Below are 14,311 nucleotides of genomic sequence, written 5' to 3'. Positions count from 1 at the left end.
GTGACCTACTTCGGCTTCAAGGTGAACGTTGTCATCAGAACATAGGACAGGAGGGCGACTTTGTAGGTGAGAAATCCTAAGAAAATCGGTAAAATCTGGAGTTGATGCCATCGAGTGGCTAAAATCATAAAACCCGCTAGGATTAAAATCCGATTTGAGCCTAGTTTTTTCTTCTCTCTACCCAGTTTTTCCACATCCTGGCCGAGCATTCGCAAGTAGACTATGCCCACGCTCGCCCCGATTAAATAGTTGCAAGCAACTTCCAGGGAATAAAAACAGCAAACCGTAACAAAAATTACCCCCGTCGCCGCGAGTGTCATCAGCAGTAACTGACGTTGCAACTGATAATACTCCAGCATGGAAGGGTCGGGTTCTACAGCAAGCTTAGACCCGGATTCGACTGTTTCCTCTGCGTTTGTCATAGTTACTTGGACAAGTTCACCTATTTTGAGTTCAGTCACAACTGATTGATCCGCTCCGAAAAGCGGGCAGTTCTAACTTTCCCCAAGTTCACGCACAGGCGCATAACACGCTCTGTAAGCCACAATGAATCATATCATGTTGTGGTGACAGAACTTAAAAGAAATTTAATAGGGCAGTAGATGATCAAGTAGGGTGCGTAAGCCCCGCGCACGCACCCCCAAAAACTTAATTCCCCAATGCGTCTTGAATCTTCTGTTTAAGGGTAGTAACAACGTCCTCAATGGCGATTTCTTGGGAGTTGTGAGTCGCTCGTTCTACCCATTCCACCTTACCCGATTTAATCGAACGTCCCGTTACAATGCGATAGGGAATCCCAATCAGATCTGCATCTTTGAATTTTACCCCGGCTCGTTCATCTCGATCATCTAATAACGTTTCAATTCCCGCTTGCTTTAATTCTGTATACAATTTTTCGGCTATTTCCACCTGTTGACCATCGGTAATATTAGGAATGGCAATAATTACTTGATAAGGTGCGATCGCCACAGGCCAAATTATCCCATCTTTATCATAGGATTGTTCAACGGCCGATTGGGCTAACCGAGACACCCCCACCCCATAACATCCCATGACTAAGGGTAATTCTTCTCCCTGTTCATTGGTGAAAGTTGCCCCCATGGCTTGAGAATATTTAATTCCCAATTGGAAAATATGACCGACTTCAATTCCTCTAGCACTGTCTAAAATTTGGCTAGGATCATGTACCGCGCGATCGCCTTTTTTCGCTTTTCTAATATCAACAATACGTTGAGGTAAGGTAAATTCTTTACCCCAATTTGCCCCAACAACATGATATCCTGATTCATCCGCACCCGTGACAAAATTATTTAATTCAACAGCAGTTTGATCGACCATTCGCAGGAATTTTGAGTAAACCCCGTCCTTCGTTTGGGGAGTAATATAACTATCTTCTAAATTCGGAGACATATAACCTAACGGTAACGGTTTTGCTGCCCATTTTTGTTGCGCTTCTTCATCAGGAACCGTTAACGATAATATCGTTTTTGCGCCAAATTCAGGAGCTAATTTTGTTAATTCATTTTGCAATTTAACATCATTAACTTCCTGATCTCCTCGAATACTGACTAAAACTAAAACCGTTGTGCCATTATCATAAACGACTTGATACAGAACATTTTTAACAATTTGGGTCGCAGAACATTTCAAGAAATTGGCTAAAGTTTCAATGGTATTTGTATTCGGGGTTTCTACCTTTTTATATTCAGTAAAACTAGACAGTTCAGCATCAACCGGAAGAGATACAGCTTTTTCTGTATTAGCTGCATATTTGCCATCTTCAGTATAGAGAACTTCATCTTCTCCCGCTTCTGCTAAGACCATAAATTCTTGGGAACCACTTCCGCCAATAGCTCCAGAATCAGCTTCTACCGCCCGATATTGTAACCCACAACGACGCAACATATTGCGATAAGCTTGATCCATATCTCGATAGGTTTTCTTCAAACTTTCCTCATCGCTATGGAAAGAATAACCATCTTTCATAATAAATTCTCGTCCCCGCATTAACCCAAACCGAGGGCGAATTTCATCTCTAAATTTCGTTTGAATTTGATATAAATGTAAGGGTAATTGTTGATGGGAACGGATCATATCTTTCGCAATAGTGGTGATCACTTCCTCATGGGTTGGCCCTAATGCTAATTCCCGTTTACGACGGTCAGTCAGGGAAAACATAATTCCCTCGGCTTTAGTATAGGTATCCCAGCGTCCCGACTCCCGCCAGAGTTCTGAAGGTTGGACTTGAGGAAGCAGACATTCTTGGGCTCCGGTGGCGTTCATTTCTTCTCGAACAATTTGAGAGACTTTTTGCAAAACCCGCCACATCAAAGGAAGATAAGCATAAATTCCACTTCCGATGCGTCGGATATATCCCGCCCGGACTAATAGTTTATGACTGGGAATTTCTGCTTCTTTGGGATCTTCCCGCAGGGTGACAAATAGCATTTGAGACAGTCGCATCGTTTGGTTTCCTGAAATTAAAGACTAATTTATTATTATTGCAGAATTGTGTTCAATTTCACTCTAAAAAATAAAGATCAATCCCCGTAGGGGCGAGGTCTCCTCGCCCATCATCTGATTTAAGTTTAAATCGTTATTTTTTTATTTAACTATTTTTAAATATAACCAAATTAATTAATTTTAGGAGGAAATACTTGAGTTAAATCTAAGGTTAAATCGGGAAAACAAGGTAAAGTTATAGACTCGTTAGGTAAATAAATTGATTTATTCCGATAGCCAAACTCTCCTTGTAATTTTTGATACGGTTCCCGATAACATTCTAAACACAAATCGACTAAATTAAAAATCCAATAATCGCTAATATTATTTTCAGCATAAACCGATAGCTTGGTTGTTTGATCATAATCTAAAGAGGAATCAGCAATTTCAATTAATAGTAAAATATCTTCCGGGTGAGGATGAGAACTTAAATAGTCATCTGCTCGATTTTTAACAATCACTCGATCCGGTTCAGGTTCACTATGAGATGATAAAATAATCGGTTGTTGTCCTCTTAAGGTTGCCCGTTCTCCAATGAGTTTATAAAGTTCCCGTTCTAAGCGAGTCTCGCAAACCGAGTGGGGAGTTCCTTTTGCAGCCATATAAATCAGTTCTCCGCGAATCAATTCTACTCTATCATCTTCTTGGAAAAAGCCTAATTGAGTTAGACGGTGATAGTCTTGGATGGTGAATTTTTTAACAGTTGCGATCGCCATATCTTAAATATCAATAATAATTTTCAGTCTATTATAGCAATTCTCAATCGGTTGTCATATTTGATTGTAGGGGTTTGGTTTCCAAACCCTCTAGGTACAAGGATTAATTAAAAGACTTCTGCCCCTTCAAACTGTTTAATATTTTGCAGTTTAGCAGATTCTCCGCAGGTGCGAGGAGTGGGTAACATTTTACCAGGGTTTGCTAAACCTTTGGGGTTAAAAACCGCTCTCACCCATTGCATAGTTTCTAAATCAATATCGTTGAACATTTGCGGCATATAACATTTTTTGTCCGCACCAATACCATGTTCACCGGATAAACTTCCGCCTACTTCAACGCAGATTTTTAGAATTTCTCCGCCAATTTCTTCAACAATTTCTAACGCGCCTGGAACGGAGTTATCATATAAAATTAAAGGATGTAAGTTGCCATCTCCCGCATGAAACACGTTAGCAATGGGATAACCATATTTTTTACTTAACCCTTCAATTTCTTTTAAGACATAAGCCATTTTTGTCCGAGGAATTACCCCATCTTGAACATAATAATCAGGACTGACATGACCTGCGGCTGCGAATGCGGCTTTGCGTCCTTTCCAAATTTTTAACCGATCTTCGGCGTTACTAGCTGTAGTAATATTTCTCGCCCCATTGTTTTTACAAATTTCCGCAACTCGTTGTTTATTCGTATCCACTTCCACTTGTAACCCATCTAATTCTACCAGTAAAATTGACCCTGCATCACGGGGATATAAACCAATTTTTACCACGTCTTCAACCGCATTAATACTGAGATTATCCATAATTTCCATTCCCCCTGGAATAATCCCCGAACTGATAATATCAGAAACCGCAGATCCCGCCGCTTCTAAATTGATAAAATCGGCTAATAAAACACAAATTGATTCTGGTGCTTTGAGAATTCTTAAAGTGATTTCCGTAGCGATGCCTAATGTCCCTTCTGAACCGACAAATAATCCTGTTAAATCATATCCCGGCATTTCAGGAATATCGCCACCAATATCGACAATAGAGCCATCGGGAGTGACAATTTTTAAACCTAGAATATGATTAGTTGTAACCCCATATTTTAAACAATGAACCCCACCCGAATTTTCGGCAACATTTCCCCCAATAGAACAAATAATTTGGCTAGAAGGGTCTGGCGCATAATAAAATCCAGCCCCACTAACCGCTTGTGTCACCCAATTATTAATAACGCCGGGTTGTACCACAACTTGTTGATTTTCTAAGTCAATCTTCAGGATTTTTCGCATTAAAGCGGTGACAATTAACACACAATCTTCGACGGGTAAAGCACCGCCAGAAAGTCCTGTTCCTGCACCTCTAGCAACCCAAGGAATTGAATTTTTATCGCAAATTTTAATAACTTCTGCTATTTCTTCTGTGGTTTTAGGAAGTACCACTAAAGCGGGACGTTGACGATAGCTGGTCAGTCCATCACATTCATAAACCAGTAATTCTTCACGGCGTTGAATCACCCCTTTTTGACCAACAATTGTTATAAATTGTTGAATTAGGGGTTTCCAGTTTCGGGTTGGTTGTGATTTTTGAGCCAGCATAGGAATAACGATGAGAAGAACTTAGGATTTTTATATTATATCGCTTTGATCCTAATTATTAACCCCCATATCTTTCATTTGAGTGGGTAAATCAATGATGAATTCACATCCTTCTTCTTGGCTAGAGTTAAAACTGAGTTTTCCTTGATGTTTTTGGACAATAATTTCATAGCAGGTCGTTAAGCCTAAGCCAATTCCTTGACCGACAGGTTTTGTTGTAAAAAAGGGATTAAATAATTGAGATTTGACTTCCTCTGACATTCCTACACCGTTATCTTTAATCCGAATTCTGACTTCATTAGGATTAATAGATTCTGTGATAATCCAAATTGTAGGGGACAGATTGGGTGAGGTTTTTGCTCCTACTCCTAATTCCAAAGCATCAATAGAATTTGTTAATAAGTTTAAAAAAACTTGATTAATTTGGCTGGCGTAACAGGTAACACGGGGTAAATTATCATAGGATTTAATAATTTCAATTTCAGCCCGTTGTCCCTCAGCACGCAGCCGATATTGGAGAAGTAATAATGTACTATCTAGTCCTTGATGTAAATCTACGGGCTTAATATCCGATTCTCCCAACCGAGAAAAAATTCTTAAGGCGAGGATAATTCTTCTAATTCGTTCTGTTCCTCTTTGCATCGATCCCAAAATATTTTGGAGATCATTAATCATAAACTCTAAATCACATTCTTGTAAAAAAGATTGGATGGCTATACTCGGTTGAGGATATTCGTTTTGATATAAATAAATTAATTTTAATAAATCTTGAATATATTCTTGAGTCGGAACTAAATTTCCTGAAATAAAACTAATGGGATTATTAATTTCATGAGCAATTCCAGCCACAAGCTGCCCTAAACTCACCATTTTTTCCTTTTGAATCAGTTGAGCTTGAGTGGATTTTAATTCTTTGACGGTTAATTGAAGTTGAGAATTTTGTTGTTTCAGTTGACTTTGTAACTGTTGAATTGTCAGTTGATTTTGAATCCGAATTAAAACTTCTTCAAATTGGAAGGGTTTAGTAATGTAGTCTACACCTCCAACTTGAAACGCTTTGACTTTATCTAAAATATCATCTAAAGCACTGAGGAAAATGATCGGAATATTTTGGGTACGTTCATCTTTTTTGAGTTGTTCACAGACTTGATAACCATTCATTTCCGGTAAATTAATATCTAATAAAATCAAATCGGGGATGATGGTTTTGACGGCGGTTAAAGCCATTTGACCGTTAATCGCTTTACGAACATTATATCCTTGGTCTACCAACATTTGGGATAAAAACCGCAAATTAGCAGGAGTATCATCAACAACAAGAATATCGGCTTTGGGTTGATTGTTTAAAGTATGGTTCATAATTAGAAATAATCAGCCATTTCTATTCTAATAAAAAGTGAAGTAGAACCGATCCTCATGGGTTAGGAACATCACGGAATGTTAAAAAGCACATTGGGTTAATTATACTAATTTTTTTACCAGTGTGGGCAAGATTGAATCAAATTAGTGGCTATTTTACTATTAACAGGTTTAGAAAAAAAATATCCCTGACCTGCATTACAGTTCAATTTTCGTAATTGAGCCAATTGTTGTGCAGTTTCTATGCCTTCTGCAATCACTTTCATTCCCAAGGTTTTGACTAAACTAATAATGACAGGAACTAAGCCCAAATTTTGAGGATTATCGTCAATAGGGCTAATAAAAGACCGATCAATTTTGAGAATATTGACGGGAAAAGAATGAAGATAACTCAGGGATGAATAACCTGTCCCAAAATCGTCGATACTTAAATTGATTCGTCGTTGTTTTAACTGTTTTAATATCTCGGAAGCATTTTCAGGGTGATCTAAAATCGCACTTTCTGTAATTTCTAGGTTTAAATATTGAGGTTCAAGTTGGCTTTCCTCTAAAATCTGATCAATTTGTTGAATTAAATTTTGTTGAGCAAATTGTAAAGCCGATAAATTCACACTCACGGTTAAGGGATAATCTGTTAATTTGTGTTTTTTCCAAGTGGAAATTTGATGACAAGATTCTCGTAATACCCATTCCCCCAGACGAGAAATTAAACCCGTTTCTTCAGCAATGGGAATAAATAAACCCGGAGATATTAAACCTTGGGTTGGATGATACCAACGCACTAAGGCTTCAAACCCAATAATAATTCCTGAATCTAAGGAAATAATCGGTTGATAGTGGACGCTAAATTCTTGATTCGTAAGAGCTTTTCTGAGGTCGGTTTCTAATTGTAAGCGTTGCAGAACTGCTTGATACATTTCTGGCTCAAAAAGTTGATATCGACCTTTTCCTAATGCTTTCGCTTGATAAAGGGCTGTATCCGCATCTCGCAATAAATCTTCGGGTTTTTGATAGCGGGTATTAGAAATAGCAATCCCTATACTTAAATTAATAAAAATATTCCTAATTCCTAGGGTAAAAGAATGGGAAAATGAGTCTAAAATTTGGCGGGCAATTTGTTGCGGATTACGGGAGTTGAGCGGATTTAATAAAATTACAAATTCATCTCCTCCTAAACGGGCAATTAAGTCCGGTGGATCAATAAAACTTTGTAATCGTTCTGCGATCGCAATCAACAACTCATCCCCGGCAAAATGACCTAAAGAATCATTGATTACTTTGAAGCGATCGCAGTCTATACATAAAATAGCATACTGCTGATCTGGGGACTCTTGACTGTGTTGAAAGCCTTGTTTTAATTGTTCCATAAACGCGCCTCGGTTCCATAACCCAGTTAAAGGATCATGAAGAACAATTTTTAACAGTTGATTATTGGCTTGTTCAAGCTGTAATGTTCTTTGTTTTACCCGTTCTTCTAGTTGTAAATTCAGGTGAATCAGTTGATTTTGAATTTGATTTAATTCTAAATGATGCTCAACTCGGACGATGACTTCTTGATATTGAAAGGGTTTAGTAATAAAGTCTACCCCTCCCATTTGAAAAGCTTTAATTTTATCATCCACATGAGATAATCCACTCATGAAAATAATGGGTATATTAGAGGTGGGTGCATGGGATTTTAAATAATTACACACTTCATAACCATTCATCGGCGACATCATAATGTCAAGTAAAATCAAATCAAGGGAATGATTCATCGCGATGGAAATAGCACTTGGCCCATCATTGGCGATGTAAACACAGTATCCTTTACTTTCTAAAATTGAAGATAAAAAAATTAAGTTGTCTAGGGTATCATCTACCACTAGAATCTTTTGATTTTCACCTGAACTTAAGACATTCTTCATAAAGGATAGATTACTAAAATGAGCTTTATAAAGGACAATTTAAACGGAGATATAATAGCTCTATAGCATTTTGATTCCCGATTTACAATCTTTCTAATGGCTGTTTTTTATTTGGCAAATTCAGGCATCCCCTCCCAACATTCATCACCCAAAGACTTATGATTATATTGATCTTAATCAATTTTCTGGATTGAGAAATAGCTGAAAAATAATAAAATATTAAAATAAGGATAATCAAAATTTTAATATTAAGGGTTAAGCTGATCATATAACTTAACCTGAATCAGTGGGAGTCGGACAAGTCTGATTTCAATTTTAAACTTGATTCGGGAAGATTGGGATGGATAAAAATCCTTTCTCCCATAGATTAAGGTACAAATCTCCACTTTAACAATTTACTACATTTACATTAACTGTTATTTTTGATATAATTTATCCATCCTATCTCCTAAGTTCTGTCAATATGTAATATCAGCTTTTACTATTTTTTGTTAAAAGATTAATAGTTTAAGACCCAAGGCAATAAAAAAATTACTCCTCATCCTCCCAAAGCCTGTATTCCTTTATACTTAAAATAAGGCTTTAAAGTAAAGTCTGCCAGTTTCTTCCCATATTTACTCAATGACAATCGACGATGTGATTCTAGTCTTGAACGCCATGCTTCCTAAGCCCTTGACCCGACTTCAAGAGCTCATTTTGCGACAAGCATGGGAAGGTAAAACCTACACTATCATTGCTCAGGAAGCTTACTATGGCCCTGAACGAGTTAGAAAAGTTGCAGCAGACTTGTGGATTTTACTGAGTCAGGTTTTGAATGAGTCTATCAATAAAAGCAACTTTCGCAAAATACTAGAATCCCGTGAACTCACCCTCGCTCAACAGCAATTAATCTGGCAAACGTCTTCCCAACCCAGCCTCAACCGCAAAATCCCCCTAGAATTTCCTGACGGCCCTTTATCCTTAAGCTCTCGCTTCTATATTTCCCGTCCTCCTATTGAAGAACTCGCTTTTACAGAAATTATGGAACCGGGTTCTGTATTGCGGATTAAAGCTCCTCAAAAAATGGGAAAAAGCTCATTATTATTAAGAATAATAGCTTATGCAAATGAACTGAATTATCGAAGTGTTACTTTAGATTTTAATCAGGCAGAAGAAAGTTTATTTATCGACTTAAATAAATTCTTGCGTTGGTTTTCTGCCAATGTGGGTCACGCTTTAGATTTAGAATCCCAATTAGAAAATTATTGGGATGAAGATATTGGGAGTAAAGTTAGTTGTACTATTTATTTTCAAAATTATATTCTCGAACGAATTCAAGAACCGATTGTATTGGTATTAAATGAAGTTAATCGAATTTTTGAATATCCTGAACTGGCTAAAGAATTTTTTCCGATGTTGCGAGTTTGGTATGAAGAAGCGCGTAAAATAGAAATCTGGCAAAAACTTCGCTTAATTGTTGCCTATTCCACAGAAATTTATGTACCCCTTAACTTAAATCAGTCTCCCTTTAATATTGGATTACCCTTAAGCTTACCTTACTTGACTCACGAACAAATTAAAGAACTAGCAGAATGTTATCAATTAGACTGGGCCAGTGATTCAGAGATTCAACAGTTAATGGCAATGGTGGGAGGACATCCGTATTTAGTCCAGTTAGCGATGTATCATCTAGTCTCTGTATCGAGTGCAGCATTTTGTAATATTTATACATCCGTATCCCAACTAGGACTGGAGTGCCCTTTAACACCCAAAGCCCAACTGCAAGAACTCCTAGAACAAGCCCCCACAAACGCGGGAATTTATAAAAATCATTTGCGTCGTCTGTTGTTTTCTTTGAATCAATATCCTCAACTGAAAGCCGCTTTTCAACAGGTGATTCAGACCGGAGGTTCAGGTAAAATTGACTCGACTTTAGCGTATAAATTAGACAGTATGGGTTTAATTACATTTAATGGTGATCACCTTGAACCCAGTTGTGAACTCTATCGCCGTTATTTCCAAGAAGAATTACAGTAGTTCCCAATTCCCAATTCCCAATTCATAATTCGTAATTCGTAATTCGTAATTCATAATTCCCTACTCTAATATAAAAAGCCACCCCTAGGGTGGCTATAAAAAACTCAAACGAGTTCAAAACAATTAACAGTCGTAATAAAGGGCAAACTCGTAGGGAGTCGGACGTAACCGAGTGGGGTTAACTTCGTTATCGAGTTTGTAGGAAATCCAGTTAGCAATAAAGTCTTCGGTGAACACACCCGGTTCTGTTAAAAAGGCGTGATCTTGCTCTAAAGCTTCCAACGCTAATTCCAGAGAACCAGGGGTTGAAGGAATTTTCCGCAATTCTTCAGGACTGAGATCGTAGATATCCACATCCAAGGGTTCACCGGGATCGATTTGGTTCTTAATCCCATCGATTCCAGCACAGAGCATCGCTGCAAACGCCATATAGGGGTTAGCCGTCGCATCAGGACACCGGAACTCTAAACGCTTGGCTTTGGGGTTGTTTCCAGCCAGAGGAATCCGCACCGAAGCCGAACGGTTACCTTGGGAATAAGCCAAGTTCACCGGAGCTTCATATCCAGGAACTAAGCGTTTGTAGGAATTGGTGCTGGGGTTGGTTAAGGCCAACAACGCCGGAGCGTGTTTGAGAATACCGCCGATATACCATAGCCCCATGTCGCTGAAGCCCGCATATTTATCCCCAGCAAACAACGGTTGACCATCTTTCCATATGGATTGGTGAGTGTGCATCCCAGAACCGTTATCTGCAAAAATCGGTTTGGGCATGAAGGTGATGGTTCTGCCGTATTTTTTACCGACATTTTTGATCACATATTTGTAGATCATCAAGTTATCGGCGGCTTCAATCAAGGTTCCGAATTTGAAACCCAGTTCGCACTGTCCACCTGTGGCCACTTCATGGTGATGTTTTTCAATGGGAACACCACATTTGGCCATTGTTAACAACATTTCAGTACGGATATCTTGGAAAGTATCCGTGGGCGCAACGGGGAAATACCCTTCCTTGTAGCCCGGTTTGTAGGCTAAGTTTCCACCGGGTTCTTCCCTTCCTGAGTTCCAACGACCTTCAACAGAATCGACATAGTAATACCCACAATGTTGGGTTTGGTCGTAACGAACATCATCAAAAATGAAAAATTCCGCTTCCGGGCCAAAGAACGCCGTATCCCCAATTCCCGTCGAAATTAAATAATCAACGGCTTTTTGGGCAATCACACGGGGACAACGACTGTAGGGTTCTCCGGTGCGGGGCTCTTGAATACTACAAATGATGCTGAGAGTCGGTTCTGCCATGAAGGGATCGATCCAAGCTGTTTTGGGATCTAACACCATTGACATATCGGATTCATTAATGGCTTTCCAACCTCGGATGCTGGAACCATCAAACGGTACACCATCTGTAAAGGAGGATTCATCGATTTGGCTGTTGTGTACCGTTAGATGTTGCCAGGTTCCTAGCATATCCACGAATTTCAGGTCAATCATTTGAATCCCTTGGTCTTCGATCATCGATAAGACCTCTTGGGCAGTCTCAGGCATGAATGAATATCTCCTCAAAAATCTTGATTATCTCTGAAGGGCTTGGCAGTTAGTCTGACAAAGCGACTGGCTGATCATAGTGACTCAGATTGATTAAGTTTTGTATTGAGTGCTACAATACAGCACGTCGCGGCTTCAGAATAATTGAAAGATATTATAAAGGAGATAGCCTTCATGCGAGACGCCGTTACAAGCTTAATAAAAAATTACGACAGAACGGGTCGCTATTTGGATCGAGATGCCATCGATCAATTAAAGTCCTATTTTTCGACGGGCACGGCACGGGTGCAAGCGGCTGCGGTGATTAATAGCAACGCGGCTACTTTGGTTAAACAAGCGGGTTCTACTTTGTTTAGCCAAGTTCCTGAGTTGATTCGTCCCGGTGGCTATGCTTACACCACCCGTCGTTATGCAGCCTGTTTACGGGATATGGACTATTATCTGCGTTACGCTACCTATGCTCTGGTGGCTGGAGATATGGATGTTTTAGATGAACGGGTACTCCAAGGATTACGGGAAACTTACAATTCCTTAAATGTTCCCGTTGGCCCAACTGTGATCGGCATCGGTATTCTCAAAGATTTAGTGGCTGAACAAGTTGCAGCCGCCGGACTGCCTACTGGAGATTATTTAGAACAACCTTTTGAGCATTTAATTCGGGAATTGGGTGAACAGGATATTTAATCCGTACAGACGCGCCATGGCGCGTCTCTACATTTTTTCGGCGATTGCATTGGAATCACGCTCATTTCCTTTTGGCTCCCTCATGCCCGTAACCCCTCCGATTAGATGAACTTCACGGGTTTGTCTGTCAGGGGTTTCTGGGCTAATGCCATTTTTACATCCAGATTATTTGACTGCGACGGGAGGAAAATCTTCACTACACCAGAGCAGGTGCTAGGGTGGACTGGAATCCCGAAGCCTTCATGTTGAAACATAAATCTTTAAAAGTCTTCAACTCGACCCCACACGATACAGGTTTTCAAATGGTGTTGACTTCTATTTTCCTGAACATTTTCTGGGGTTATGAGTTCTACTTTGCCATTGGGATAAATAATATGAATCATTTCTCCACTTAAAATAGCAACGGTTAAGGGTTGGCTAGTTTCTTGATTAGCAAGGGGAAAAAAATTAAGGGTTTTCATCAAGACCTCCTAGAGGTGGGAAACCTTGTCTCTTCAGAGCAAGGAGGAAAACCGATTAGCGGCTTTAGCCGCCTAGTTATTAGATTGTCAACACCAAAATCTACTTTCGCTATATAATAGCTGTAGGCAGAGGACTAATTGATGTATCTGACTCAAAAATGTCAAATTCGTGACCTCAGTAAGCAAGAGTTCCTTGCCTTGAGAGAACTGTGTAGATTGAGTAAAAACCTTTACAATGTAGGTCTTTACTCGGTTAGACAGTTCTATTTTTCTGAGCAGAAATACTTGAGATACGAATCGAACTACCATCAATGTAAGGATAACGAGAATTACAAACTTCTCAATACCGATATTGCACAGCAAACATTGAAAGTGGTAGATCGGTCGTTCCGTTCTTTTTTTAACTTGATTAAAGCAGCAAAACAAGGATTGTATCGATTTGAGCAAATTCGTTTGCCCAAATACCTTCCAAAAGAAGGTTACTTTCCGTTGATTATGCCACGCATCAAGGTAAAAAATGGAGGGTTTGAAGTCCCTATGTCTAACGCATTCAGAAAGGAATTCGGTTCTATCCATCTTCCCTTTCCTGAACGGTTGAATGGGAAGACATTGAAAGAGGTGCGAATTCTGCCCAAATACAATGGGCGATTCTTTGAAATTGAATATGTTGTAGAAGCAGAACCCGAACCTCAAGAGGTCAACCCTGACCACGCTATTGCAATTGACTTGGGACTTGATAATCTTGCTACTTGTGTCAGTACCGTTGGGGCATCCTTTCTTTTGGATGGTAAACCACTTAAAGCCGTTAACCAATGGTTCAACAAGGAAAATGCAAGATTGCAGAGTATTAAAGATCTGCAAAAAATCAAGGGAACCACAAAACGTCAAGCTAGATTGACGCTTAACCGCAACAATTTTGTCAGAGATTATTTGAACAAATCGGCTCGATACATGATTAATTGGTGTATTGAACACAAGATTGGAACGGTAATTGTTGGCGTTAATCCCGGGATCAAACAAGAAATCAATATCGGAGCGAAAAATAATCAGAATTTTGTTCAAATTCCATACTGGAGTTTGAGACAAAAACTCAAAAACTTGTGTGAACGATATGGATTGAAATATCAGGAGCAGGAAGAATCTTATACCAGTAAGGCAAGTTTCTTGGATGGTGATGATATTCCAGTCTACAATCCTGACCCGTCCCAGAAATATCAATTCTCTGGAAAACGGGTTAAACGTGGATTGTATTGTTCTAAACAAGGACATTTGATTAATGCTGATTGTAATGGTGCTGCCAATATTGGAAAGAAAAGTAGCCACAATGGTTTTACCGGAGTGGGTAGGGGTTGTTTGACTCAGCCTTTAAGAGTGAAAATCTCTTAAGAATCCCCGTCTCTTCAGAGCGGGGAGTGTCAAGGATTAATCCTAGTAAATTTAATACAACCTCTAGCTTTCTCTATTAACCTCTGATTTTTCTTGGCAAACAGTGATATTTTGAGGGATTAATTAAGATAAATCTCAATTCCTGATGTGAT

The 14,311-nt window shown here is 39.1% G+C and carries 11 protein-coding genes; 3 read left to right on the top strand and 8 right to left on the bottom strand.

Annotated features, from left to right (window positions below; genetic code table 11):
• Positions 1–5: 5 nt before the first annotated feature.
• The 6 genes from IQ236_RS02995 to IQ236_RS02970 all read right to left on the bottom strand — a co-directional run bounded on the left by IQ236_RS02995 (position 6) and on the right by IQ236_RS02970 (position 8,067).
• On the bottom strand, positions 6–422 hold the full coding sequence (locus tag IQ236_RS02995) for an ATP synthase subunit I (RefSeq protein ID WP_228041393.1): 417 nt from the start codon (positions 420–422) through the stop codon (positions 6–8).
• 226 nt (positions 423–648) lie between these two features.
• A complete protein-coding gene (proS, locus tag IQ236_RS02990; RefSeq protein WP_193867898.1) occupies positions 649–2,463 on the bottom strand; it encodes a proline--tRNA ligase in 1,815 nt (604 codons plus the stop codon).
• 170 nt (positions 2,464–2,633) lie between these two features.
• The gene (locus tag IQ236_RS02985) at positions 2,634–3,218 is read right to left on the bottom strand and encodes a Uma2 family endonuclease (RefSeq protein WP_193867897.1); all 585 of its coding nucleotides are present in this window, start codon (positions 3,216–3,218) and stop codon (positions 2,634–2,636) included.
• A gap of 107 nt (positions 3,219–3,325) precedes the next feature.
• The gene (gene glcD / locus IQ236_RS02980; protein WP_193867896.1) at positions 3,326–4,801 is read right to left on the bottom strand and encodes a glycolate oxidase subunit GlcD; all 1,476 of its coding nucleotides are present in this window, start codon (positions 4,799–4,801) and stop codon (positions 3,326–3,328) included.
• A gap of 51 nt (positions 4,802–4,852) precedes the next feature.
• Positions 4,853–6,160, bottom strand: coding sequence for a sensor histidine kinase (locus IQ236_RS02975; protein ID WP_193867895.1), 1,308 nt, complete (start codon positions 6,158–6,160; stop codon positions 4,853–4,855).
• A gap of 116 nt (positions 6,161–6,276) precedes the next feature.
• Positions 6,277–8,067 (bottom strand): EAL domain-containing response regulator, encoded by a 1,791-nt coding sequence (locus tag IQ236_RS02970; RefSeq protein ID WP_193867894.1) that lies wholly within the window; start codon positions 8,065–8,067, stop codon positions 6,277–6,279.
• 621 nt (positions 8,068–8,688) lie between these two features.
• Here IQ236_RS02970 and IQ236_RS02965 point away from each other — a divergent pair.
• Positions 8,689–10,083 (top strand): AAA-like domain-containing protein, encoded by a 1,395-nt coding sequence (locus IQ236_RS02965; RefSeq protein ID WP_193867893.1) that lies wholly within the window; start codon positions 8,689–8,691, stop codon positions 10,081–10,083.
• 123 nt (positions 10,084–10,206) lie between these two features.
• On the opposite strand, the gene glnA is transcribed toward IQ236_RS02965, so the two are convergent.
• The gene (gene glnA / locus IQ236_RS02960; protein WP_190517545.1) at positions 10,207–11,628 is read right to left on the bottom strand and encodes a type I glutamate--ammonia ligase; all 1,422 of its coding nucleotides are present in this window, start codon (positions 11,626–11,628) and stop codon (positions 10,207–10,209) included.
• Positions 11,629–11,802: 174 nt separating this feature from the next.
• Between glnA and apcB the strand changes: the two genes are divergently transcribed.
• Positions 11,803–12,312, top strand: coding sequence for an allophycocyanin subunit beta (apcB, locus tag IQ236_RS02955; protein ID WP_190517547.1), 510 nt, complete (start codon positions 11,803–11,805; stop codon positions 12,310–12,312).
• A gap of 260 nt (positions 12,313–12,572) precedes the next feature.
• On the opposite strand, the gene IQ236_RS02950 is transcribed toward apcB, so the two are convergent.
• A complete protein-coding gene (locus IQ236_RS02950; protein WP_193867892.1) occupies positions 12,573–12,773 on the bottom strand; it encodes a hypothetical protein in 201 nt (66 codons plus the stop codon).
• Positions 12,774–12,914: 141 nt separating this feature from the next.
• Between IQ236_RS02950 and IQ236_RS02945 the strand changes: the two genes are divergently transcribed.
• Positions 12,915–14,159: an RNA-guided endonuclease InsQ/TnpB family protein gene (locus IQ236_RS02945; protein WP_193867891.1), complete on the top strand. Its 1,245-nt coding sequence runs from the start codon at positions 12,915–12,917 to the stop codon at positions 14,157–14,159.
• Positions 14,160–14,311: the final 152 nt, after the last annotated feature.

The organism is Planktothrix mougeotii LEGE 06226, from assembly GCF_015207485.1.
In the GTDB taxonomy this organism is placed as follows: Bacteria; Cyanobacteriota; Cyanobacteriia; order Cyanobacteriales; family Microcoleaceae; genus Planktothrix.
Note: the sequence above shows the minus strand (reverse complement) of the source record. Positions and strands in the feature narration are given on the sequence as shown.

Bases quoted from the DNA above. Each gene is read 5' to 3' on its own strand.
- IQ236_RS02975 (WP_193867895.1), bottom strand. From the start codon at position 6,160: ATGAACCATACTTTAAACAATCAACCCAAAGCCGATATTCTTGTTGTT.
- apcB (WP_190517547.1), top strand. From the start codon at position 11,803: ATGCGAGACGCCGTTACAAGCTTAATAAAAAATTACGACAGAACGGGT.
- proS (WP_193867898.1), bottom strand. From the start codon at position 2,463: ATGCGACTGTCTCAAATGCTATTTGTCACCCTGCGGGAAGATCCCAAA.
- glcD (WP_193867896.1), bottom strand. From the start codon at position 4,801: ATGCTGGCTCAAAAATCACAACCAACCCGAAACTGGAAACCCCTAATT.
- glnA (WP_190517545.1), bottom strand. From the start codon at position 11,628: ATGCCTGAGACTGCCCAAGAGGTCTTATCGATGATCGAAGACCAAGGG.
- IQ236_RS02965 (WP_193867893.1), top strand. From the start codon at position 8,689: ATGACAATCGACGATGTGATTCTAGTCTTGAACGCCATGCTTCCTAAG.
- IQ236_RS02970 (WP_193867894.1), bottom strand. From the start codon at position 8,067: ATGAAGAATGTCTTAAGTTCAGGTGAAAATCAAAAGATTCTAGTGGTA.
- IQ236_RS02995 (WP_228041393.1), bottom strand. From the start codon at position 422: ATGACAAACGCAGAGGAAACAGTCGAATCCGGGTCTAAGCTTGCTGTA.
- IQ236_RS02985 (WP_193867897.1), bottom strand. From the start codon at position 3,218: ATGGCGATCGCAACTGTTAAAAAATTCACCATCCAAGACTATCACCGT.
- IQ236_RS02945 (WP_193867891.1), top strand. From the start codon at position 12,915: ATGTATCTGACTCAAAAATGTCAAATTCGTGACCTCAGTAAGCAAGAG.
- IQ236_RS02950 (WP_193867892.1), bottom strand. From the start codon at position 12,773: ATGAAAACCCTTAATTTTTTTCCCCTTGCTAATCAAGAAACTAGCCAA.